This is a genomic window from Roseateles koreensis (assembly GCF_028595305.1).
GTDB lineage: Bacteria > Pseudomonadota > Gammaproteobacteria > Burkholderiales > Burkholderiaceae_C > Paucibacter_A > Paucibacter_A koreensis.
In genome coordinates, this window is sequence record NZ_JAQQXS010000001.1 from 273,804 (window position 1) to 298,196 (window position 24,393).

A 24,393-nucleotide genomic window follows, 5' to 3' on the forward strand; every position below is an offset into this window, starting at 1 on the left:
CCCCGGTTCGGACCCCACCCATGAGCGCAGTCAATCCATCACGCATTTTTATTGAACGCCCAGTGGCCACGTCCTTGTTGATGCTGGCCACTTTGTTGGCCGGGCTGCTGGCCTACCGTCTGTTGCCGGTGGCGGCTTTGCCGGAGGTGGACTACCCGACCATTCAGGTCACGACCCTGTATCCCGGTGCCAGTCCGGAGGTGATGACGTCATCGGTGACCGCGCCGCTGGAGCGGCAGTTCGGTCAAATGCCGGGCTTGGCGCAGATGTCGTCCAGCAGTTCGGGCGGCGCTTCGGTCATTACCTTGCGTTTTGCCTTGAGCCTGTCTTTGGATGTGGCGGAACAAGAGGTTCAGGCCGCGATCAATGCCGGCGGTAACCTGTTGCCAACCGATCTGCCCATGCCGCCCGTTTACAGCAAGGTCAACCCGGCGGACGCACCTGTCATGACCCTTGCGGTCAGTTCGGCCACGCTGCCGGTCATACGCGTGCATGACTTGGTGGAAAGTCGGCTGGCGCAGAAGATTTCGCAAGTCCCAGGCGTGGGTTTGGTGAGCATTGCCGGCGGGCGGCGGCCTGCAGTTCGAATCCAGGCCAATCCGACGGCGCTGGCTACCCTGGGTCTCTCGTTGGAAGACTTGCGCACGGCGGTGGGGTCGGCCAATGTCAATCAGGCCAAGGGCAGTTTTGATGGCCCCTTGCGGGCCTCAACCATCGATGCCAACGACCAGATGCGCAGCGCGGCCGAGTACGCCAACATGATTTTTGCCTATCGCAATGGCAACCCGGTGCGATTGCGCGATGTAGCCACCCTGGTGGACGACGCTGAAAACCTTCGCCTGGCGGCCTGGGCGGATGCCACGCCGGCGGTGATCCTGAATGTGCAACGCCAGCCCGGTGCCAATGTGATTGAAACCGTGGACCGCGTGCGGGCGCAATTGCCGGCGCTGCAGGCCAGCCTGCCGGCTTCGGTCGATGTGCGGGTGCTCAGCGACCGCACCACCACGATTCGGGCGTCTGTCGACGACGTGGAGCTTGAACTCTTGCTCGCGATTGCACTGGTCATCGCGGTGATCTTTGTATTTTTGCGCAGCCTTCCTGCCACGCTCATTCCCAGTGTGGCGGTGCCGCTGTCGCTGGTAGGTACCTTCGGGGTGATGTCTCTGGCCGGCTTTTCGATCAACAACCTCACGCTGATGGCCTTGGTCATCTCTACGGGCTTTGTCGTTGACGATGCAATCGTGATGATCGAGAACATCGCCCGTTATGTGGAGGAGGGCGAGACGCCCATGGCTGCGGCGCTCAAGGGGTCTCAGCAGATTGGCTTCACCATCATTTCCCTGACCATATCCTTGATTGCGGTGCTGATCCCTTTGCTGTTCATGGGCGATGTGGTGGGGCGGCTGTTTCATGAATTTGCCATCACGCTGGCGGTGTCTATCCTGATATCAGCCGTGGTTTCGCTGACGCTCACGCCCATGATGTGCGCGCGGCTTTTGCGGCATGAGCGGGACGACGCGCATGGGCGCGTGTGGCGTGCGGTGGGCCGCGCGTTTGATCGCATCATCGAACTTTACGGCCATGCCTTGACCTGGGTGCTGGACCGCAGCCGTGCCACCTTGGCTGCTTTTGGGTTGACCCTGCTGTTGACGGCCGGGCTGTACTTTTTGGTGCCCAAGGGCTTCTTCCCGGTGCAGGACACGGGGCAGATACAGGCCATTACCGAGGCGGCCCAGTCCACCTCCTTCGAGGCCATGGCCGAGCGCCAGCAGGCCATGGCGCAGCGCATTCTGCAAGACCCCGCGGTGGCCACGGTGTCTTCCTTCATTGGCGTTGACGGGGGCAACGCCACCTTGAATACCGGCCGCATGCTGATCGCCCTCAAACCTTTGGCCGAGCGCAAGCAGACGGCTGAGGCAGTGGCTCAGCGTTTGAGCCATCTTGCGCAGGACCTGCCGGGGCTGTCGGTCTACCTGCAGCCCGTGCAAGACCTGACGATTGAAGACCGCATTGCCAAAACGCAGTACCAGTTCACGCTCAGCTCACCCGACATCAAAGAGCTCTCACGCTGGAGCCAAGACTTGCTGGTGCGCTTGCAACGCCTGCCGCCCGAGGCGGGTTTGGTCGATGTGGCCAGCGACCAGCAGGAGCAAGGTTTGCAGGCCTTTGTCGACATCGACCGCGACGCGGCCGGGCGCTTTGGCGTGAGCGTTGCCGCCATTGACAACGTGCTGTACAGCGCCTTCGGCCAGCGTTTGATCTCCACCATTTTTTCGCAGAGCAACCAGTACCGGGTCGTGTTGGAGGTAGCGCCTGAGTACAAGCGGGGGCTGGACGCGCTCAACCACCTTTATGTCGCCGGGACGGGCGGCGTGCAGGTGCCATTGAGCAGCGTGGCGCATTTCAGCGAGCGTGTAGCTCCCTTGGCGGTCAACCATGTGGCGCAGTTTCCGGCCGTGACCTTGTCGTTCAATGTGGCGCCGGGTTCTTCTTTGGGGGCCGCGGTCAAGGCCATCAAGACCGAAGAAGCCGCCCTGCAGATGCCGGCCAGCATCGAGACCAGTTTTCAAGGTGCGGCGCTGGCCTTTCAGTCCTCGCTGTCCAGCACCTTGCTCTTGATTCTGGCGGCCATTGTCACGATGTATATCGTGCTCGGCGTGCTGTATGAAAGCACCCTCCATCCGCTCACCATTCTTTCCACCTTGCCTTCGGCAGGCCTGGGCGCCTTGCTGGCCTTGCTGGTGTTTAGGCTCGATCTGGACATCATCGCCATCATCGGTATCGTGCTCTTGATCGGCATCGTCAAGAAAAACGCGATCATGATGATTGATTTCGCCCTCTACGCGCAGCGCGAGGAGGGCTTGAGCCCCCGGGCGGCGATTCACAAGGCCTGCCTGCTGCGCTTCAGGCCGATTTTGATGACCACGATGGCCGCCTTGCTGGGCGCTTTGCCCTTGATGCTGGGCGCAGGTGTCGGCAGCGAGTTGCGCCATCCGCTGGGTGTGGTGATGGTGGGCGGGCTGATCGTCAGCCAGTTGTTGACTCTGTTCACCACGCCGGTGATTTACCTCGGTTTTTCGGCCTTGGCGCAGAAAATTCGCCGAACGCGTGGGGCCGATTCAGAGCCCGGGCAGGAGCCGTCGGCATGAATTTGTCACGCGCCTTCATTGAGCGGCCGATTGGCACCAGCCTGATCACCCTGGGTTTGGCGTTGGCCGGTGGCATCGCCTACTTTTTGTTGCCCACGGCGCCCTTGCCGCAGGTTGAATTTCCGACCATCTCGGTGTCGGCGTCCTTGCCCGGTGCCAGCCCCGACACCATGGCCGCGACGGTGGCGACGCCTCTTGAGCGTGCCTTGGGCGGCATTGCTGGGGTGAATGAAATCACTTCGTCCTCATCCTTAGGCAACACCCGCATCACGCTTCAATTCGACCTCAGCCGTGACATCGACGGCGCCGCACGCGATGTGCAGGCGGGCATCAACGCCGCGCGGGCGCTCTTGCCCACAGGCTTGCCCAGCAACCCGACCTACCGCAAGGTGAATCCGGCGGATGCGCCCATCATGATCGTCGCCTTGACCTCTGACACGTTGACACGCGGGCAGATGTACGACGCTGCGTCCACGGTGCTCGCCCAGCGGCTGGCGCAAGTGGAGGGCGTGGGGCAGGTGAACGTGGGCGGCGGTGCCTTGCCGGCAGTGCGCATTGAGTTGGACGCCACCAAGCTCGCGGCGCAAGGCTTGTCTCTCGAAAACGTACGTGCCAGCGTCGTGGCCAGCAATGCCAACCGGCCCAAGGGCGCCTTGGAGGACGACCGCCACTACTGGCAACTGGGCAGCAATGACCAATCATTCAGCGCGGCGGAATATGCCCCGCTGGTACTGAGTTATGCCAACGGTGCCGCCCTGCGCCTGCGCGACGTTGCCAGGGTCACCGACAGCGTGCAGGATGTGCGCAACTACGGCATGAGCAATGGCAAGCCGGCCGTGCTGTTGATCCTGAACAAGTCGCCGGGCGCCAACATCATCAAGACCGTTGACACCATTCGCGCCTTGCTGCCGCAGTTGAAGGCGTCCATTTCCCCCGCCATTGACACGCAGGTGGTGATGGACCGCACGCCTACCATCCGCGCTTCCATCAAGGAGGTGCAGCGCACGCTGGCCATCTCTTTTGGGCTGGTGGTGGCGGTGGTGTTTTTGTTCCTGCGCAATTTTCGTGCGGCCTTGTTGCCAGCGGTGGCAGTGCCGGTTTCGCTGGCAGGTACCTTCGGGGCGATGTACCTGCTGGGCTACAGCATCGACAATCTGTCATTGATGGCGATGACCGTGGCCACCGGGTTTGTGGTGGACGATGCCATCGTGGTGCTTGAAAACATTTCCCGCCATGTCGAACGCGGGCTCTCGCCCAAAGAAGCCGCTTTGCTGGGCGCCAAGGAGATCGGGTTCACCGTGGTCTCCATCAGCCTGTCGCTGATTGCGGTGTTCATTCCCATCCTGGCTATGGGCGGCATTGTCGGGCGGCTCTTTCGGGAGTTTGCGGTGGTGTTGTCAGTCGCCATTCTGGTTTCCATGCTGGTCTCGCTGACCACCACGCCCATGATGGCGGCGGCCCTGCTCAAGCCCGCCGATCGGCATCAAGTGGTGGGGCTATGGGCGCGCCGCCTGGGCCAACTGCAACGCAAGCTGGTGCGCGCGTACCGGCGCAGCCTGTGCTGGACCTTGCGCCATCAACCCTGGGTGTTGCTGGCTTTGGCGGGGGTGATCGGGCTGAACGTTTCGCTCTACATCAGTATTCCCAAGGGATTCTTTCCGCAACAAGACACCGGCCTGTTGATTGGCGGCGTACAGGCGGATCAGGCCAGCTCCTTCCAGTCCATGCAGAACAAGTTGACGAGCTTCAGCGATATCGTGCGTGCCGATCCGGCGGTGGCTACCGCGACGGGCTTTACTGGAGGCGGTCAGCGCAACACGGCCAATATGTTCATCATGCTCAAGGCGCGCCCGGAGCGGGTTGAAAATGTGGATCAGGTCATGAACCGCTTGCGAGGCAAACTGGCCCACCTTCCGGGCGCCAATTTGTTTCTTGTGCCAGCGCAAGACATCCGCATCGGCGGGAGGCAATCCAATTCAGCGTGGCAGTACACCCTGCAGGCCGACGAGTTGACGGATCTGCGCACCTGGGAGCCCCGCATCCGCCGGGCCATGATGCAGGTGCCCGAATTGGTTGACGTCAACAGCGACCAGCAAGATAAGGGGCTGCAGACCAGCCTTGAGATCGACCGTGACGCGGTGGCGCGTTACGGCCTCACCGTCAATGCCATTGATAACGCGCTCAACGATGCATTTGGCCAGCGACAGATCGGCGTGATCTACAACCCGCTCAACCAATACCGCGTGGTCATGGAGTTAGCCAGTGCAGAACTCCAAAGCCCGGAGGCGCTCAAACGCTTCTACGTCGGGACTCCGCAAGGCGCGCAGGTGCCCTTGAGCAGCTTGGCCCGGATCGAAACCAGCAATACGCCTTTGGCAGTGAACCACCAAGGTGGCGCCCCGGCGGGTACCGTGAGTTTCAACCTTGCGCCGGGTGTCGCCTTGTCGCAAGCGGTGGCCGCCATCAACCAAGGCCTGTCACGCCTAGGCGTGCCGGTGTCGGTGCGCGGCAGTTATCAGGGCACGGCGCAGGCCTTTCAGGCTTCACTCAAATCTCAACCGTGGCTGGTGCTTGCCGCCATCGTTGCGATCTATCTGGTGCTGGGGATTTTGTATGAAAGCCTGATCCATCCAGTGACGATTCTCTCGACGTTGCCATCGGCTGGCGTGGGCGCCTTGCTGGCACTGATGCTGCTCAAGACCGACTTCACCATCATTGCCTTGATCGGTGTGGTGCTGCTGATCGGCATCGTCAAAAAGAACGCAATCATGATGATTGACTTTGCCATCTCCGCGCAGAGGCTGGCACGCGAACGAGGCTCACACCTCAGCCCGGGTGCCGCCATTTACCGCGCGGCAGTTTTGCGCTTGCGGCCAATCTTGATGACCACGGTTGCGGCCATTTTTGGCGCAGTGCCCCTGGCGCTGGGGCAAGGCGACGGCGCCGAGTTGCGCGTGCCACTGGGCCTGTCCATCGTCGGCGGTTTGGCCTTGAGTCAAATCCTGACCCTGTACACCACGCCCGTGGTTTTCGTGTGCATGGACCGCTTGCGCCGGCGGCCACGCGCCTCGTCCAAGCCTGCCGCTGCGGCCTTGGTGCCCGCGGTGTCTGTTGTGCCTTCGCCTGTGAATCTCTCTGAATGACTCTTCCCATGCATCACTTCAAGCAAACCGTGTGCCGTGGGTTGACGCCCGTGGCGCTGTCAATACTGGGGCTGATTCTGGCTGCCTGCAGCACGCAGCCTACCGTGACGGCGCGTCCCGTCGAGCCGCCCGCGGTCTTCAAGGAGGCGCAACTCTGGAAGCCCGCCGCGGCCACCCAGCCGCGGGACAAAGCCGCTGTGGTGCCGGCTGACTGGTGGCAATTGTTTCAAGACCCAGTGTTGAATGACTTGGAGTCGCAACTGCTGGTGGGCAACGAAAACCTCAAGTCGCTGGCCAGCCAGGTTGCCAGTGCGCAGGCGCTTTTGCAGGCCAGTCAGGCAGCTTTGTGGCCCAGCCTGAATCTGACTGCGGGCGGGACGCGCGCCGGCAGTCCGCCGAGCGGCAGTGCTGAGTCGCGCACCACGGCCAATACCGTGTCGGTCGGCACGTCCGCGTCGTGGGAGCTTGATCTGTGGGGCCGCTACCGTAGCGCCGCGCGAGTGGCCGACATCAAGCTGCAAGCCAGCCAGGACGATCTGGTCGCCGCGCGGCTCTCCGCCCAGGCCACCTTGGCGCAGACCTATCTGGCGCTGCGCGCCGCCGAGGCGCAATTGGCCGTGCAGATGCAGACCGAAAGTGCCTACCAACGCATGCTGGCGTTGACGCAGGCACGATTGGACGCCGGTGTCGTGTCTCAGACCGATGTGCTACAGGCGCAGATCCAACTCCGCACCGTGCAGACCCAGATTGAAGAAAACCGCGCACAACGCGCGCAGTTCGAGCATGCCATCGCCGTGCTGCTGGGCCGGGCGCCAACGCAGCTCACCTTGGCCAGCACCGGCGCCTTGCCTCAATTGCCCACGGTGCCTGAGGTGTTGCCGGCCCGCTTGCTCGAGCGGCGACCCGACATTGCCTCCGCAGAGCGTGCCGTGGCTGCTGCATTTGCTCAAATCGGCGTGGCTGATGCGGCGTTTTATCCCGACATTTCACTGTCCGCCAGCGCAAGCTACCGCAGTGCTTCATTGGGGCAGGTGTTTAACGCGTCGAGCCTGCTGTGGTCATTGGGTCCGTCCGCTGTTTTGGCGGTGTTTGACAGTGGCGCGCGCCAATTGGCCAGCAGCCAGGCGCGGAGCGCGGCAGAGCAGGCGGTGTCCAGCTATCGCCAAACGGTGTTGCAGGCCTTTCAGGAAGTTGAAGACAATTTGGTACTGCTGCAGCGACTCGGCGCCGAGTTGAATTTGCAGAACGACGCTTTATCAGCCGCCCGCCGCAACCTTGAAATTACGCAGAGCCAGTACCAGGCAGGCACCGTCAGCTATCTGAACGTTTCAACGGCACAGAGCACCGCGTTGACGGCCGAAAGCTCGGTCGTGACCTTGCGCAACCGCCAACTCGCCGCTGCCAATGTCTTGCTGAAGAATTTGGGCGGTCGCTGGCAGGCTGAGGGCGGCTGAAGAACCCCAGGGTGCTTTGCTGCCCTGCCAAAAGTCATCTTGTCCCGCAGCGCGGCATGGACTAACCTAGCCGGCTTTTTAGGGCAAGGGTTTGGGAATGAAATTGAAGCACTTGGCCGCATGGGCCGGATGGTGGCAGGGCAAAGTGCCTGGCAAAGTACATCGCAAACTACCGAGCAGACTGACAGTTACCGCGGCAGGCTTGTTGATTGTGGCCATGTCCAATGGGCTTGCAATGGCTGCAGCGGCCACGCCTGCCGCAATGCCCACCGAGGCCGCCTCGGCGGCCTCTGGTATCGACACGCAGGCGTTTGACCGCAAAGTCAGGGCGCAAGACGACTTGTTTCAAGCTGCCAATGGCGCTTGGTTGAAGGCAACGCCGATTCCGGCGGACAAATCATCCTATGGCGCGTTCGAGCAATTGGCCGATCAGTCTGACCGGCAGGTGAGGGCATTGGTTGAGAAACTGGCCGCTTCGCCCCAGCCAGACGGTAGCGTGGCGCAGAAAATCGCGGCCTACTACACCAGCTTCATCGACTTGCCCGCCATTGACCAAGCCGGGTTGGCGCCCACGCAGGCGCGTCTGGACGGCATCGCTGCCATTCAAGCCCGGACCGATCTGGCGCGCTGGCTGGGTGAAAACCAGGGTTTGAGCAACTTGCCGGTCAATTTGACTGTTATGCCCGACCCCACGCAGCCGCGAGTGAACCGCGTGATGGCCCTGCAAGGGGGCTTGGGGCTGCCCGATCGCGACTACTACCTCAAGTCGGACGCCAAGCTGCGGCAAGCCAAGACGGCCTATCTGGTCTACCTCAGCACCCTGGCGCGCCTTAGCGGGGAGTCGCAGCCAGAGCGGGCCGCTGCCCGTGTTTTGGCGCTGGAGACGCGCATTGCCCGACTGCAGTGGGACAAGGTGGCTGACCGCGACCCCATCAAAACCTACAACCCGATGACGCCGGCCGAACTGGCCAAGCGCGCGCCGGGGCTGGATTGGCCGCAGTTTCTGAAGGCCGGGCAACTGGCCGAGCCTGAGTTGTTGTCGGTCCGGCAGCCCAGCGCCGTCGTCGGCTTGGCGGGTTTGGTGGGCAGCGTGCCTTTGTCTGACTGGAAGCTGTACCTCAAGCTGCATGTGCTGGACGAAAGCGCACCCGTGCTGCCGCAGGCCTTTCGGGACGCGCACTTTGCCTTTCGTGGCGCGGCCCTGACTGGCGCCAAGCAAGCGCTGCCGCGTTGGCAACAAGGCATCAGCGACGTCAATGGCGCGCTGGGTGAGGCGGTGGGGCAGCTCTATGTGGCGGCGCATTTCCCGCCGGCGGCGAAGGCGCGTATGCAAGAGATGGTGGTGCGCCTGTTGGCGGCCTACCGTGACTCCATCGACGGCTTGAGCTGGATGACACCCGCCACCCAGGCGGCGGCGCGAGAAAAGCTCGCCAAGTACATGGTGAAGATTGGTTATCCAGACGCTTGGCGTGACTACTCGAAGCTGGAAGTGCGGGCCGGCGATGCCTTGGGCAACAGCCTGCGTGCGGCTGCTTTTGAGTACCGGCGCGTGGCGCAGCGGGCCAGTCAGCCGGTGGACCGCAGCGAGTGGGAAATGACGCCGCAGACGGTGAACGCCTACTACAACCCGGCTTTCAATGAAATTGTGTTTCCGGCGGCGATTTTGCAGGCACCGTTCTTTGATATGGCGGCCGACGACGCTGTCAACTACGGCGCGATCGGCGCGGTGATCGGCCATGAAATCAGCCATGGCTTTGACGACGAGGGCAGCCAATACGATGGCGATGGCGTGCTGCGCAATTGGTGGACCGCGCAAGACCGCAAGGCCTTTGACGCCATCGGCGCCCGGCTTGTTGCCCAGTTCAGCAAGTATGAGTCGCTGCCCGGCAAGGCGATCAACGGCCGCTTGACGCTGGGCGAAAACATCGCCGATCTGTCTGGACTCCAAATTGCCTACAAGGCTTACCAAAATACCTTGGGCGGCAAGCCTGCGCCGGTGCTTGACGGGCTCAGCGGAGATCAGCGCTTTTTCTACGCCTGGGCCCAAGCCTGGCGGTATCAGGCGCGCGAAGCCTTGAGCCTGCAGCTTTTGAGTGTTGACCCGCACGCACCGCCCAAGTTCCGCGCCAATGGTGCGGCGCTCAATCACGACGGATTCCACGAAGCCTTTGGCACCCAGACGGGAGACGCGATGTTCAAGGCGCCGGCACAGCGGATCCGGATTTGGTGAGGGGCAAGTACAAAATATTCAAGCGTTGCGTTGCTGCCTTGTCACCGCAGGGGTAATCCCGGCGGAGGCGGGGTAGGGCCGCTTTTAGAATGGGAGGAGAGCCGTGGGGGTCTGCAGTGGGCTTCTGGTGCTCAATAATCCGTCTGACAAGGAGTTTTCATGGTGACTGCCCAAAGAGGCAAGGCGGCGAGTTCGGCCGAGTCGGCTTCCGCAGCTCAGGTTCGGGTCTTGAAAAAGTACCCGAATCGGCGCCTCTACGACACCCAGACCAGCAGCTACATCACGCTGGCTGACGTCAAGAAAATGGTGTTGGACGGTCAAACCTTTGAGGTTCGCGACGCCAAAACCAGTGAAGACCTGACGCGCAGCATCCTCCTGCAAATCATTTTGGAAGAAGAAACCGGCGGCGTGCCCATGTTCTCCACCAGCTCGCTGGAGCAGATCATCCGCTTCTACGGCCACGCCATGCAGGGCGTGATGGGCGACTATCTGGAGCGCAACGTCAAGACTTTCGGCGAATTGCAATCGCGCTTCACCGAGCAAAGCAAAGGCCTGGCCTTCAGCCCTGAACTCTGGACCCAGTTCATGGGTGCCCAATCGCCCATGTTGCAGGGCTTGATGGGCGGCTACGTGGAGCAGTCCAAGAACCTGTTGACGCAGATGCAGGAGCAGATGCAGCAAGCCGGGGTGATCTTCCCGGGGATGCCGGGTTTTCCACCCAAGAAATAAGCCGGTGGCGCGGCAGGCCCGTGCCGCGTGCCGATTTGCTTACTGGGCTCAGGCCGCCACTGCGCGTTGATCCGAACATGCCACGCGCCGTCGTATTCCTTCAGTTCGTTTCCCGGGGAGCCTTCATGAAGTTCAACGGGCGCGCAGCATCAAGTTAACGGCCAACGTGGGCCATTTTCTCGCCCCGCGTTTCCTCGCTTGCTCATGGCATTTGAAGGGCCTCGCTGACGCTGAAGATCAACGGTGGTTGCCGTAAATCGATGCGAAACTGCGCGCTTCGCCGGGATGAGCGAAAATCGTGGGATGAATGACATCCACACCCCCAGCCCGCTTGCCACCCTCACAGGCGCGGCCGCTCCCAAGATCGGTTTTGTTTCACTCGGATGCCCGAAGGCGTTGACCGACTCCGAGTTGATCCTTACGCAACTGCGGGCCGAAGGCTACGAAACCTCCAAGACCTTTGCGGGCGCCGATCTGGTGATCGTCAACACCTGCGGCTTCATCGATGATGCGGTGAAAGAAAGCCTGGACACTATCGGCGAAGCCCTGGCCGAAAACGGCAAGGTGATTGTGACGGGATGCCTGGGTGCCAAGGCGGGTGCAGCCAGCGCCGATGCGGGCAGTTTGGTTCGCGAAATGCATCCGAGCGTGCTGGCCGTTACGGGGCCGCACGCCACGCAAGAGGTGATGGATGCGGTGCACACCCATGTGCCTAAGCCACATGATCCTTTTGTCGATTTGGTGCCCGCCTACGGCATCAAGCTAACCCCCAAACACTACGCGTACTTGAAAATCAGCGAGGGCTGCAACCATCGGTGCTCCTTCTGCATCATTCCCAGCATGCGGGGTGATCTGGTGTCGCGGCCCATCGGTGATGTGTTGAACGAAGCACGCGCTTTGTTTGAGGCCGGCGTCAAGGAGTTGCTGGTGATCAGCCAGGACACCAGCGCCTATGGGGTGGATGTCAAATACCGCACTGGTTTTTGGGACGGCAAGCCGATCAAGACGCGCATGTTCGACTTGGTGGCTGCGCTGGGCGAAATGGCCAAGGCGCATGGCGCCTGGGTGCGTCTGCACTATGTCTACCCCTATCCGCATGTGGACGAGGTGCTGCCGCTGATGGCACAAGGCCTCATCTTGCCTTACCTCGACGTGCCCTTGCAGCACGCCCATCCGGATGTGCTCAAGCGCATGAAACGCCCCGCCAACGGTGAAAAGAATATGGAGCGCATCCTGCGCTGGCGCGAGACGTGCCCGGACATCGTGATTCGCTCTACCTTCATCGCGGGCTTCCCTGGCGAGACGGAAGAGGAGTTCCAGTATCTGCTGGACTTTATGCAGGAGGCGCGCATCGACCGGGCGGGTTGCTTTGCTTACTCGCCGGTGGAAGGCGCTTCGGCCAACGACTTGCCCGGCGCCTTGCCCCAGCAGGTGCGTGAGGAGCGCCAGGCGCGATTCATGCAGGTGGCCGAGGCCGTTTCCATCGCCAAGTTGCGCTCGCGCATCGGCGCCACCATGCAGGTGTTGGTGGACTCCGCCCCAGCCCTGGGCCGCAAGGGTGGGGTGGGCCGCACTTATGCCGACGCGCCTGAGATTGATGGCACCGTGCGCATCCTGCCGCCAGAGAAGGCCAGTCGCATCCTCAAGGTGGGCGAGTTCACCAAGGTGCGCATCGTCGCCGCAGAAGGGCATGATCTGGTTGGTATGCCGGTCTGACATGAGTAAACGCGCCATCTCTACGGAGCAAATTCACCACCCCTACCGTGCGCCTGAAGGCTGGAACGCCCATCCCGTGGGAGTTTTCAAGGCGTCCACGGTCTTGTTCAAGAACACGGCGGATCTGCATCAATACCGGCCGCGTGACGGCAAGAGCTACCGTTATGGCTTGCACGGCACGCCCACTAGTTACACGCTGGCGGCGCGCATTGCCACGCTGGAGTGCGCGGCGCATTGCCTGCTGGTGCCGAGCGGCTTGGCGGCAGTGACCCTGGTCAGCCTGGGGCTGTTGCGCCCGGGTGATGAGGTGCTGGTGCCCGACAACGTCTATGGGCAAAACCGCTACCTGAGCGAGTCCCTGCTGCCACAGTTTGGCATTGCGTACAAGTTCTACGACCCGCTGGATGCCAAGGGTTTTGAGGCCTTGCTCAGCCCCCAAACCAAGCTCGTATGGCTGGAGGCTGCGGGTTCGATCACCCTGGAGTTTCCTGACTTGATCGGCATTTTGTCGGCGTGCAAGCAGCACGGCGTGCTGACGGCGATGGACAATACCTGGGGGTCAGGTATTGCCTTCAATCCCTTCGAGATTGCCTCTGGCCTGGGTGTTGACGTCTCCATGCAGGCCCTCACTAAATACGCCTCGGGCGGTGCCGACGTGTTGATGGGCTCGGTTTGCACCCGTGATTTGGCTCTGCATGAACGACTCAACCACATGCACGAGCACCTGGGGTATGGCCTGGGTCAGAACGATGTGGAACTGGTGCTGCGTGGCCTGCCCACGTTGGCCTTGCGCTACCGGGCGCAAGACGCCACAACGCGTGCACTGGCTGAGTGGATGCAGGGCCGACCCGAGGTGGCTCAAGTGCTGCACCCGGCCCTGGCCGACTCACCGGGGCATGCGTATTGGCTGCAGACCAGCAGCGCTGGCGCGGCTTGTTTGTTTTCGGTGATCTTCAAGCCCGAGTACAGCGCGGCTCAGGTGGATGCCTTTGTCGATGCGCTCGACTTGTTTGGCATCGGCTATTCCTGGGCCGGCCCCATGAGTTTGGCTGTGCCCTATGACATGAGCCGCAGCCGTGCCTTGCCCTCCAAGCTGGCGCCGGGCCGCATCGTGCGCTTTGCTATAGGCCTGGAGGATGCGGCCGATCTGCAGGCCGATTTGGCGCAGGCGTTGAGCCAGCGGTCGACGAGGGCTTGAGTTAAAGGCGAGGGGGCTTACCCTTTGCGGCCCGTTGCTGCGTGTCGCATCAACTGCCCCTTCTCTCTTTCCCAATCGCGTTTCTTCTCGGTGTCTCGTTTGTCATGCAGGTCTTTGCCCTTGGCCAGGGCGATTTCGACCTTGACGTTGCTGCCCTTGAAGTGCAGGTTCAGCGGGACGATGGTGAAGCCCTTTTGCTCGGTCTTGGCGGTCAGGTGGCGGATGTCCTCCTTTTTCAGCAAGAGCTTTTTGGTGCGGTCAGCCAGCGGGCTGATGTGGGTGGACGCGGTGCGCAATGCGTTGATGCGGCAGCCGATCAAAAAGAGCTCACCGCCCTTGTTCATCACATAGCCGTCGGTCAGCTGAACCTGGCCGGCACGGATGGCTTTGACCTCCCAGCCTTCGAGTACCACACCGGCCTCGATGAATTCGCTCAGGTGGTAGTCGAAGCGGGCGCGGCGGTTCTCGGCGATGGGCTTGGAGCTGACGGCAGCTTTGGCCTTGGGTGGCGGTCGGTTGGCGGGAGCGGTTGTGGACATGGGTTCAATTCTTTTTGGGCAGGCAGGGCGCCAATACAATCCGTCCATTGTATGAAGCATGTCAAAAAGTCTGTCCTCCTTTGGTACTCGCCGCGCGAGATGTATGACTTGGTCGTCGGCGTCGACCGATATCCGGAGTTTTTGCCTTGGTGTGAGCGCGCAGAAGTTCTATCCGTCCAGCAGCAGGAGTCGACCGTCGAGACGGTGACGGCGCGCCTGCACTTGGCTTATGCCGGCGTGCGGCATGCTTTTACGACTCGCAATGACAACAGCCACAACCGGCGGGTTGACATGAATCTGGTGGACGGGCCGTTCTCAATGCTAGAGGGTGTGTGGCAATTTCTCCCGTTGAACAAACCGGGTGTGGCCTTGGCTGAGGGGCAGGAGGCACAGGCCTGCAAGGTCGAGTTCGAGTTGCGTTACGCCTTTTCCAGCCTGGCGCTGGAGGCGGTGGTCAGCCCCGTGTTTGACCGGGTGGCAAACACTTTTGTCGAACGTTTTGTCCAGCGTGCCGAGTCCGTCTATGGCGCCCGCTGAGTGGATCGACATCGAGTTGGTCTGGAGCCCGCAGGCAGGTGATGTGCGCCACGCGGCGTTCAGCGTCGAGAGTGGCTGCACCCTTGAGCAGGCTTTGCTGGCCTGCCCGGCGTTTGCCGATCAAATGCCACTGTTGACGACGCTGAAGATCGGCGTTTGGGGGCGAATTCAGCCTTTGAACACGGTGCTGCGGGCACGTGACCGGATTGAAATCTACCGGCCCCTGACGGTGGACCCCAAAGAAGCCCGTCGTGTTCGCTACAAGGCGCGTGGGCAGCGCATCGTGTCGCGGCATCGGCCGCTGGCGGGCAAGTCGACACGCTAAGCGTCAGTCGCTCAATCGATTAACCGATCAACTGCTCAACCGATTAACGGCATTCTGAGTGGATCACGCCGCGGGTGCTTTGCATCTCGGCCTCGCGTTGGGCGTCGTCGATCACCACCGGCTCGCCGGCCTCGTTGCTGCGTTTCAGTCGCACGCCGCTTTCAAGCAGGCGCAAATTGTCTTGCGCGTTGCGGCAATTGGCGGCCCGTTGTTCTGCTTGGCGTTGCTCTTGCTCCCGCTGCTTGGCCAGCTTGTCTTTTTCAAGCTGCTTTTCTTTCGCCTGTTGTTTCAGCTCGTCTTTGCTGGGGCCGCTTGCTGCAGAGTCAGGGGCGGGCGGCGAGGCTGGACTGGCGACGCCATAGGGAACCACCACGATGCGGGCGGCCTGGGCATTGGCTGGGCGCCGGAGGATGTCTTTTTCAGGCACTGTGCTGGGCGGCGGCAGATCGCTGAACTGCCAGTTGCCGGCGGCATCTCGCCATTTCCATTGGGCGTTGGCGGGCAGTGCGCTGCAGAACAACAGCGCGCCGAGGGCGCTGAGGGCCGCGAGGCGGCAGAGCCCTTGCGTTGGGGTGAAAGTGGTGGGCCGGAGCATGGGCTCAGTGTAAGGCTATGGGCCTCGAGCGTTGATTTCGCCCAAGGCAGAATCGTGACTTTTGGTGCGCCAGACGGCCGGGTCGATCGCTTTGCTGGGCGGGAGTTTCAACGCGTGATTTTGGGCGTAACGTGGAGCTTGAACGGTTTTTTCTTGGCCGCGCGGCAAGGCGGGCGCTGGCATTCCGTATAATGCCGCTTTGCGGTGCGACACGTTTGTGTCACCCGACCACCTTTGCGTGGTCATATGGGAAGGTTGCCTTTGTGCAACTCATGTTTCGGGCGGACTTTTGACTGCTCGATTGTGTGGGTCAGCTTCGGCTGAACCCATCTCTGCCGGAGATGGAATTCGTTCCAACTTCGTTTAAGGGCTTCTTCGGATGCTCTTTCAAGCCCTAGGGCTTGTTTGGACGCGCGGTCGACTTCGGTCAATGCGCACGATCAGAAGTTTGCAGGGGAATTTCCTGTGAATGACTGCGGGATTCGTGCGCATGGAACACCAAAAGTGTTTCCCTGTGTGCGTTTCAATAGCCACTATGAGGGCTATTTACCGGGTGCTTTCGGGCGCTCGTCGTGAGGCCTTCTTTTAGGCTTCGTCTCAGGGTGATCAACTCTGATTTGCCTTGTCATGCGTCCGTGGGAACGGTATGCCATGACCTGTTGTGTGATCAACAGTAGCCTACGGTGGCATGCAAAATTGGTAACAATTCTGTGTGAAGCCCACCGGACAACGTCCACCCACACTAGTGGCATATTTGTCCGTGAGGACGGTATGAACCTGCCAGCAGGAAGGCGGGGGAAGGGCTAGGCTAGTTCCATATGGGTAACTTAAGTGAACTGTCGTTTGAACTTGCGTAAGCATTGATTGGCCAAACCTGCTGTTAGGCCAAAGCCAAAAGGCATGCTGCTAGGTGTCCTTGTCGCAAAAGAGGGCACATCACCGACGCGCAGTCGCAAGATAGACAGGCCCTAACTGGGTAGACATTGCAGAGTTTTGATGTGATGTCGGCAATTCAGGGAACGTGGTAAGCCCCACCATCTGCCTGTGCACCTCGGTGCGAAGGCAAGGAAATCGCGAGATGACCTGTCGGGTGAGGGGGTATGGGATTGTGGAAAAAGCGAATGCCCGGCCGTAATAGTCGGGATAGAGGTTCAAACTTTGCCTCTCTGCGAAAGCAGGCTGACTTCCACTTGGTGCAACCGTCGCAAGTCGGTTGTTGAGTTCTGGAACTGCCCCTTGGGCGCGCATGTCGTCGCCCATCGGGTGGCGGCGTGTGCACTCGAAGGGCCACCAACGAGGAAAGCATGGAAGAAGTCATCGGTAACGATGATTCTGCGTCCTCGCACGAACCGAGCGATTGGCATGCCATTCAATGGCAGAAGATTGAGCGGAGCGTGAGGACGACGCAAATCAGAATTGCGAAGGCAGCGCATGAATGCGACTGGCGCAGAGTGAAAGCTCTGCAACGGTCGTTGACACGCTCGTTTGCCGCCAGAAGTTTGGCGGTGCGACGGGTGACTGAGAACCAAGGCAAGCGGACGGCGGGAGTCGATCGTGAACTTTGGGAGACGCCGACCATTAAATGGGAGGCTGTCAGTGCCTTGAAGCAGCAGCGTGGATATAGGCCAAGGCCGTTAAGGCGGGTCTACATCCCGAAGGCAAATGGCAAGGAGCGCCCGCTGGGCATTCCGACGATGAAAGACAGGGCAATGCAGGCACTTCACCTGCTTGGCTTGGAGCCGGTCGTCGAATCGCTGAGTGATCCGAATAGCTACGGCTTTCGGCGAAATCGCTCGACGGCTGATGCCATGAGTCAGTTGTTCGTTTGTTTGTCCCAGAAGGCTGCGGCTCCCTGGGTCTTGGAGGCGGACATCGAAGGCTGTTTCGACCACATCAATCACGAGTGGCTGGTGAATCATGTCCGCATGGACAAGACAATCCTACGCAAATGGTTGAGGGCAGGGGTGGTCTACAAGGGGCAGATGACAAGCACCATTGAGGGTACGCCACAGGGCGGCATCATTTCGCCAACTTTGGCGAATGTGGCTTTGAATGGACTGGAGGCTGGCCTGCGTGCATACATTCGCACTCAAGTGGCTCCGTCGAAGGTCCAAAAGCTCAAAGTCAATGTGGTCAGGTACGCTGACGACTTCGTAATCTCAGGCGCGTCGAAAGACTTGCTTGAGGAGGTTGTTCGGCCGTGGATAGAGGCATTCCTTGCACAACGAGGCTTGCGTCTATCGCCGATTAAGACACGAGTCACACACATTGACGATGGGTTCGATTTCCTGGGTTGGAATTTCCGGAAGTACTCGGGAACTCTCTTGATTAAGCCTAGCAATAAGAACGTTCGCGCGTTCTATGGCAAGGTTCGGGAGATCGTCAAAAGCCACAAAACGGTGAAACAGGCGGACCTCATTGAGATATTGAACCCGGTCCTTCGGGGTTGGGCTCAGTACCATCAGCCGGTGGTCGCTAAAGAAACGTTCAACAAAATCGACTCGCTGCTTTGGTGGCGATTGACGCGTTGGGCGCGGCGGATCCATCCGAAGAAGTCTGCAGCTTGGGTGGTCAAGAAGTATTGGACCATCTTTGACGGACGTTCTGAGTTCGCGGCTCGGGTTCGGATGGGGGATGGTGAAGTCAAGTGGAAGCGGCTGTATCGGCTTGCCGATACGGAAATTGTCCGTCACAAAAAGGTCAAAGGGGACTTCAATCCTTTCGACCCGGCGTGGGAAGCGTACGGCGAGGAATTGAGGGCGCAGCGTCTGCTGAAAAGCATGGCGTATCGCACCCAATGGACTTCGTTGTTTCGCTCGCAAAACGGCAAATGCGCTCACTGCGGCATAGCCATGACCAAGGAAACGGGTTGGCATGACCATCACCTGGTACCCCAGGGGATGGGCGGGTCAGACTCGTTATCTAACCGAGTGCTTTTGCACCCGGTATGCCATCACCAACTGCATGCACGCGGGTTGTCAGTTGTGAAGCCGGCCTCTGAATGAGGCTTTGGTGTGGGAAATGGGGTGTGTTATATACTAACGTGCTCCCCGAACCCGCACGTTGTTGTGCTTGAGCCGGATGCGGTGAAAGTCGCAAGTCCGGTTCTTAGGGGGGGATGGGTCAGCAATGACCTGTCCCTACCCACCACTGGAGCTTCCCTCATGCGCCTTTTAGGAAAAGCGCTCACCTTCGACGATGTTTTGTTGGTGCCAGCGTTCTCCCATGTGTTGCCTCGCGACACCAGCCTAGCCACCCGGCTTTCCCGCAACATCCGCCTCAACTTGCCCCTGGTCTCTGCGGCCATGGACACGGTGACTGAAGCGCGCTTGGCCATTGCGATCGCGCAAGAAGGCGGCATCGGCATTGTTCACAAGAACCTGCCGGCCAAGCAGCAGGCCATCGAAGTCGCACGCGTCAAGCGTTACGAATCGGGCGTTGTTCTGGACCCCTTCACGGTTACCCCCAGCGCCACAGTGCGCGAGGTGGTGGAGTTGAGCCGCCAGCACGGCGTCTCCGGCTTCCCCGTGTTGGAGGGCAAAAAGGTGGTGGGCATCGTCACCGGGCGCGATTTGCGCTTTGAGACCCGCATGGACCTGCCTGTGCGCGAAATGATGACCCCCGCTGAGCGCTTGGTCACCGTCAAGGAAGGCGCTTCCCTGGAAGAAGCCAAGGCCTTGATGCACCAGCACAAGCTGGAGCGTGTGGTGGTGGTCAACGAAGCCTTCGAGTTGCGTGGCCTGATGACGGTGAAAGACATCACCAAACAGACCAGCTTTCCGAATGCCGCCCGCGATGCCCAAGGCAAGTTGCGCGTGGGCGCTGCCGTGGGTTTTGGCGATGACACCGAAGAGCGTGTGTCCTTGCTGGTCAAGGCGGGCGTGGACGCGCTGATTGTTGACACGGCACACGGCCACAGCGCTGGCGTGCTGGAGCGGGTGCGTTGGGTCAAGCAGAATTTCCCGGGCGTTGATGTGATTGGCGGCAATATCGCCACCGGCGCAGCGGCGCTGGCGCTGGTTGAGGCCGGTGCGGATGGCGTCAAGGTCGGCATCGGCCCGGGCTCTATCTGTACGACGCGCATCGTTGCCGGCGTGGGCGTGCCTCAGATCACGGCCATCGACAACGTCGCTACCGCGCTGCGCGGTACCGGCGTGCCGGTGATCGCCGACGGTGGCGTGCGCTTCTCGGGCGATTTGGCCAAGGCCATTGCGGCCGGTGCCGATTGCGTGATGATGGGCGGCGCCTTTGCCGGGACCGAAGAAGCGCCTGGCGACCTGATCTTGTACCAGGGCCGCTCCTACAAGAGCTACCGTGGCATGGGCTCGATGGGGGCCATGGCCAAGGGCTCGGCGGACCGCTACTTCCAGGACACCTCGGCCAACAACCCCAATACCTCCAAGCTGGTGCCTGAGGGCATCGAGGGCCAAGTGCCGTACAAGGGGTCGGTGGTGCAGGTGATCTTCCAGATGGCCGGTGGCTTGAAAGCGTCGATGCACTATTGCGGCTGCGGCACCATCGAAGAGATGCAAAACAAGGCTGAGTTCGTTGAAATCACTTCGGCGGGCATGCGCGAAAGCCATGTCCACGATGTGCAGATCACGAAAGAAGCGCCCAACTACCGATCCGAGTGATCGCTTGGGTGTGGGCAAAGGGGCTTCGGCCCCTTTTTTCACTGAACAAGGCGCAGCAATAGTGGCGTGACGTCACCAGGAGACAGAGTGAGCGAAAGCGGTTCAAAGCTGAACAAGCGTGAAGCCCCGTCCGGCAAATCGGCTGGCATGGGCTTCATCATGGTGGCGGTGTTGATCGACATGATCTCCATCGGCCTGATCATTCCCGTTCTGCCTCCCCTGGTGGGCACCTTCACCTCGAACCAGGCGGATCATGCCTTCTGGTACGGTGCGGTGGCCTTGGCGTTTGGCATTGCCAACTTCTTCGGCTCGCCCATCTTGGGGGCTTTGTCGGACCGATTTGGCCGGCGGCCAGTGATGCTGATTGGGTTCTCCGGCCTGGCCCTGAGCTTCTTTGTGACCGCGATGGCGACGGCGCTGTGGATGCTGATCACCGTGCGCCTCGTCAGCGGCGCCATGCAGGCCAATGCCTCGGTGGCCAATGCCTATGTGGCGGACATCTCGGCGCCTGAAGAACGCGCCAAGCGCTTCGGCATGTTGGGTGCAGCGTTCGGCATGGGCTTCATCCTCGGGCCGGTGATGGGTGGCATTCTTGGCGACATCAACCTGCACCTGCCGTTCTTCGTGGCTGGCACCATGGCGCTGATCAATTGGTGCTATGGCTACTTCGTCTTGCCCGAGTCGCTCAAGCCGGAACATCGCCGCGCGTTTGAATGGCGCAAGGCCAACCCGTTGGCGGCACTGAAAAAGCTCGGCATGCTCAAAGGTGTGGGCCCGCTCGTGCTGGTGATCGGCTTGAGCGGCTTGGCGCAGATGGTGCTGCAAACCAGTTGGGTGCTGTACACCAGCTTCAAGTTCGGTTGGGGCCCTAAGGAGAACGGCTGGTCGATGTTCGCCGTGGGTGTGATGTCCGTGCTGGTGCAGGGCTTTTTGCTGCCTAAATTGCTGAAGGTTTTTTCGCCGCAGCGTCTGGTGATACTGGGTTTGTCGTCCAGTGTGCTGACCAACCTGGTGTGGGGCGCCGCCACGGAGGGCTGGATGATGTACGCCATCATCGGTTTCAATGCGCTGGGCTTCGCCGTGAGTGCGGCCATTCAAAGCTTGATCTCCAACGCCGCCGATCCCAAAACCCAGGGGGAAACCATGGGCGCCGTGTCCTCGCTCAACAGCATGATGGCCGTGATGGCGCCTGTGGTTGGGGCGACCTTGCTGGGCTTGGTGTCGCACATGCCGCGGGGTGATTGGCGCATTGGCGCACCGTTTTATTTCTGCGCCGCCTTGCAAGCCTTGTCGCTGTTCTTCGCCTGGCGCCATTTCACGCGCACACGTGCCATCAGCCCTACGGCCTCAGCCTCCGTTTGAATTCGAATTTAGAGAAAAAGCAGCCTTACCATGCATGACAAAGTCCTGATCCTCGACTTCGGCTCCCAAGTCACCCAGCTGATCGCCCGCCGCGTGCGCGAAGCTGCCGTGTATTGCGAGATCCATCCCAATGATGTGAGCGACGAGTTCATCCGCAGCTTTGCACCCAAGGCCATCATCCTGTCGGGCAGCCACGCCTCCACCTACGAAGACCACGAGCTGCGCGCGCCGCAAGCCGTGTGGGATCTGGGCGTGCCGGTGCTGGGTATTTGCTACGGCATGCAGACCATGGCGGTGCAACTGGGCGGTAAGGTTGAGTGGAGCGATCATCGCGAATTCGGCTACGCCGAGGTGCGTGCCCATGGTCACACCAAGCTGCTGGACGGCATCCAGGACCACGCCACGCTGGAAGGCCACGGCATGCTCAAGGTTTGGATGAGTCATGGCGACAAGGTTGGCATGCTGCCGCCGGGGTTCAAGCTGATGGCCTCCACGCCCAGTTGCCCCATTGCAGGGATGGCCAACGAGGAGAAGGGCTACTACGCCGTCCAGTTCCATCCCGAAGTGACACACACCCTCAAGGGGCAGGCTATGTTGACGCGCTTTGTGCGCGACATCGCCGGCTGCAAGGGCGACTGGATCATGGGTGACTACATTGCCGAGGCTGTGGCCAAGATCCGCGAGCAAGTGGGTGACGAGGAAGTCATTCTGGGCCTGTCAGGCGGAGTTGATTCCTCGGTGGCTGCCGCCCTGATCCATCGCGCCATCGGCGACCAGCTCACCTGCGTTTTCGTCGATCACGGCCTGCTGCGCCTGAACGAAGGCGATATGGTGATGGACATGTTCGCCGGCAAGCTGCACGCCAGGGTGATCCGCGTGGATGCTAGCGAGCTCTTCCTGGGCCAACTGGCGGGTGTCACTGATCCCGAGAAAAAACGCAAGATCATCGGTGGCCTGTTTGTTGACGTGTTCAAGGCCGAGGCGGCCAAGCTCAAGGCCGGCGACGGTGGCCACAAAGGCGCAAGCTTTTTGGCCCAAGGCACCATCTACCCCGATGTGGTGGAGAGCGGCGGCACCAAGACCAAGAAGGCCATCACCATCAAGAGCCACCACAATGTGGGCGGCCTGCCCGAGCAACTCGGCTTGAAGTTGCTTGAGCCCTTGCGTGAGTTGTTCAAGGACGAGGTGCGCGCCCTGGGTGTGGCCCTGGGCCTGCCTGCCGAAATGGTCTATCGCCATCCCTTCCCCGGCCCGGGTTTGGGCGTGCGCATTCTGGGTGAGGTGAAGAAGGACTACGCCGACCTGCTGCGCCGCGCCGACGCCATCTTCATCGAAGAGCTGCGTGGCTGGAAGGACGAAGCCACCGGCAAAAACTGGTACGACCTGACCAGCCAGGCCTTCACTGTCTTCTTGCCCGTCAAGAGCGTGGGCGTGATGGGCGACGGCCGCACCTACGACTACGTGGTGGCCCTGCGCGCGGTGCAAACCAGTGACTTCATGACCGCCGACTGGGCCGAGCTGCCCTACGGCCTGCTCAAGAAAGTATCCGGTCGCATCATCAACGAAGTTCGCGGCATCAACCGCGTCACCTACGATGTATCCAGCAAACCGCCTGCGACGATTGAGTGGGAGTGATGGGTATTTCTAACCCGTTGACTTGATTGAAAAGGCCAGCGCCATTGATGATGTTTTTTGCATCATCAATGGCGTTTTTCATGGGCGCCGGCTAGGGCCCCATGGGGAGTAGGGCGCTGATGCCATAGCGGCAAGTAACTCGCCACAGGGTATCCATTTGAAGTCAGGAAATTGGCGCCAAGGATCCGCCTTGGAAGGCTGCGTCAGCGGTAGCCACTGGGCTGTTGCGCCCCGGCTTCAATACATGCGTGTAGATCCTGTTCACGTCACATGGGCATGCAGAAGCAATGCCTGAACTATTCAGATAACCGACCGCGGCACTGGCAGCTAAGAAGGGGGCTGAGGGCGCAGGCATTCATTCAGCGGCTTCACCATCAACTTCGATGTGCCGATACCCGGAGACCTTGTTGAGAAGTTCGACCAGCATGGCGCGCTCGCCAGGCGTCAGGCAATGGGCCAACTCTGCCTCCATTTGGGGAGTGCGACGCGCCAGATCGTCTGCGAACACTGACCCTTCAGCCGTCAGCAAAACTTGCTGAGAGCGCCGGTCAATCTCGCTGCGAACTCGTTCTATCAGGCCGTTGTTTTGCAGGCGGTCCAGTAGGATCGTCAAATTGGGGCCGGAAAGGGACAGTGCGCGACTGAGCTTCTTGGGGGTCAGATCACTGTTGGCGCGCAGAAGCATCAGCACCGAATATTCGACAGGCCGCAGTTTGAAGGGTTTGCCAATGTGCCGAACATACAGCGCTTGGGTCGCCACCCGCGCTTTGGCGATGTGATAACCGATCACTGACTCGAGCGCACCCTCGGCCAACGGAGATCTCTTGATTTTGGAGGCTGTCATCCCGCCATCATGCCAAGAATTTGCGTCGATATTGGTCATGACGGCATCTAGGACAATTGCAAGGGTTGAATCTTGATTCGTGCCCAATCCAATCGCCTCGGGCGCAGAAAGCACTGACCGCCCCGTCTCGTTTGGTCGGGCAGAGCGGGCCAACCGCCCACGAAAATCCATCGCAAGGACTGTGGGAAGCCGTTCGGCGTTGTCATTTCTCCCGCCTTTAATATAAAGCCTTGCAAATCGTCGGACCGTTGAGTGAACGCCAAACCTTCAGCGTGAAGCGTCCGGTTGGCTGACGTATATGTT

16 protein-coding genes are annotated in these 24,393 nt (G+C 60.7%); 13 read left to right on the plus strand and 3 right to left on the minus strand.

The genetic code is table 11. The features are described 5' to 3' along the window. The first annotated feature begins 20 nt into the window (after positions 1-20). The 7 genes from PRZ01_RS01155 (at position 21) to PRZ01_RS01185 (ending at position 13,619) form a co-directional block, all read left to right on the plus strand. Complete coding sequence (locus PRZ01_RS01155; RefSeq protein WP_273594910.1) at positions 21-3,149, plus strand: MdtB/MuxB family multidrug efflux RND transporter permease subunit; 3,129 nt, start codon at positions 21-23, stop codon at positions 3,147-3,149. Continuing rightward, entirely contained in the window at positions 3,146-6,292 is a 3,147-nt protein-coding gene (locus PRZ01_RS01160; protein ID WP_273594911.1) for an efflux RND transporter permease subunit, read from the plus strand. The genes PRZ01_RS01155 and PRZ01_RS01160 overlap by 4 nt, the downstream gene beginning before the upstream one ends. An 8-nt stretch (positions 6,293-6,300) precedes the next feature. Further along, entirely contained in the window at positions 6,301-7,746 is a 1,446-nt protein-coding gene (locus PRZ01_RS01165) for an efflux transporter outer membrane subunit (RefSeq protein WP_273594912.1), read from the plus strand. A 217-nt stretch (positions 7,747-7,963) separates the two neighbouring features. Continuing rightward, positions 7,964-9,976 carry a M13 family metallopeptidase gene (locus PRZ01_RS01170; RefSeq protein WP_273594913.1) on the plus strand — a complete coding sequence of 671 codons (2,013 nt, stop codon included), beginning with the start codon at positions 7,964-7,966 and terminating at the stop codon, positions 9,974-9,976. 159 nt (positions 9,977-10,135) lie between these two features. Further along, positions 10,136-10,705 carry a polyhydroxyalkanoate synthesis repressor PhaR gene (phaR, locus tag PRZ01_RS01175; protein WP_273594914.1) on the plus strand — a complete coding sequence of 190 codons (570 nt, stop codon included), beginning with the start codon at positions 10,136-10,138 and terminating at the stop codon, positions 10,703-10,705. Positions 10,706-11,008: 303 nt separating this feature from the next. Next, the gene (rimO, locus tag PRZ01_RS01180; protein WP_273594915.1) at positions 11,009-12,421 is read left to right on the plus strand and encodes a 30S ribosomal protein S12 methylthiotransferase RimO; all 1,413 of its coding nucleotides are present in this window, start codon (positions 11,009-11,011) and stop codon (positions 12,419-12,421) included. Position 12,422: 1 nt separating this feature from the next. After that, complete coding sequence (locus PRZ01_RS01185; RefSeq protein ID WP_273594916.1) at positions 12,423-13,619, plus strand: PLP-dependent transferase; 1,197 nt, start codon at positions 12,423-12,425, stop codon at positions 13,617-13,619. 17 nt (positions 13,620-13,636) lie between these two features. On the opposite strand, the gene smpB is transcribed toward PRZ01_RS01185, so the two are convergent. Beyond that, positions 13,637-14,158: an SsrA-binding protein SmpB gene (smpB, locus tag PRZ01_RS01190; RefSeq protein ID WP_273594917.1), complete on the minus strand. Its 522-nt coding sequence runs from the start codon at positions 14,156-14,158 to the stop codon at positions 13,637-13,639. A 51-nt stretch (positions 14,159-14,209) separates the two neighbouring features. Here smpB and PRZ01_RS01195 point away from each other — a divergent pair, with 51 nt between their 5' ends. Both PRZ01_RS01195 and PRZ01_RS01200 read left to right on the plus strand, forming a co-directional pair. Further along, on the plus strand, positions 14,210-14,695 hold the full coding sequence (locus tag PRZ01_RS01195) for a type II toxin-antitoxin system RatA family toxin (RefSeq protein ID WP_273594918.1): 486 nt from the start codon (positions 14,210-14,212) through the stop codon (positions 14,693-14,695). Then, on the plus strand, positions 14,682-15,020 hold the full coding sequence (locus PRZ01_RS01200; protein ID WP_273594919.1) for an RnfH family protein: 339 nt from the start codon (positions 14,682-14,684) through the stop codon (positions 15,018-15,020). Before PRZ01_RS01195 ends, PRZ01_RS01200 begins: the two co-directional genes overlap by 14 nt. Before the next feature lie 43 nt (positions 15,021-15,063). Here the strand turns inward: PRZ01_RS01200 and PRZ01_RS01205 are convergent, their stop codons facing one another. Next, positions 15,064-15,615, minus strand: a complete 552-nt coding sequence (locus PRZ01_RS01205) for a DUF4124 domain-containing protein (RefSeq protein ID WP_273594920.1) — start codon at positions 15,613-15,615, stop codon at positions 15,064-15,066. Positions 15,616-16,919: 1,304 nt separating this feature from the next. On the opposite strand from PRZ01_RS01205, the gene ltrA reads away from it, so the two are divergent. From ltrA to guaA, 4 genes are all read left to right on the plus strand, one after another. After that, complete coding sequence (ltrA, locus tag PRZ01_RS01210) at positions 16,920-18,620, plus strand: group II intron reverse transcriptase/maturase (RefSeq protein ID WP_273594921.1); 1,701 nt, start codon at positions 16,920-16,922, stop codon at positions 18,618-18,620. A gap of 159 nt (positions 18,621-18,779) precedes the next feature. Beyond that, positions 18,780-20,249 carry an IMP dehydrogenase gene (gene guaB, locus PRZ01_RS01215; RefSeq protein ID WP_273594922.1) on the plus strand — a complete coding sequence of 490 codons (1,470 nt, stop codon included), beginning with the start codon at positions 18,780-18,782 and terminating at the stop codon, positions 20,247-20,249. Between the two features lie 87 nt (positions 20,250-20,336). Further along, positions 20,337-21,611 (plus strand): TCR/Tet family MFS transporter, encoded by a 1,275-nt coding sequence (locus PRZ01_RS01220; RefSeq protein ID WP_338111438.1) that lies wholly within the window; start codon positions 20,337-20,339, stop codon positions 21,609-21,611. A 30-nt stretch (positions 21,612-21,641) separates the two neighbouring features. After that, the gene (gene guaA / locus PRZ01_RS01225; protein ID WP_273594923.1) at positions 21,642-23,246 is read left to right on the plus strand and encodes a glutamine-hydrolyzing GMP synthase; all 1,605 of its coding nucleotides are present in this window, start codon (positions 21,642-21,644) and stop codon (positions 23,244-23,246) included. Positions 23,247-23,601: 355 nt separating this feature from the next. Here the strand turns inward: guaA and PRZ01_RS01230 are convergent, their stop codons facing one another. Further along, on the minus strand, positions 23,602-24,261 hold the full coding sequence (locus tag PRZ01_RS01230) for a MarR family winged helix-turn-helix transcriptional regulator (protein WP_273594924.1): 660 nt from the start codon (positions 24,259-24,261) through the stop codon (positions 23,602-23,604). Positions 24,262-24,393: the final 132 nt, after the last annotated feature.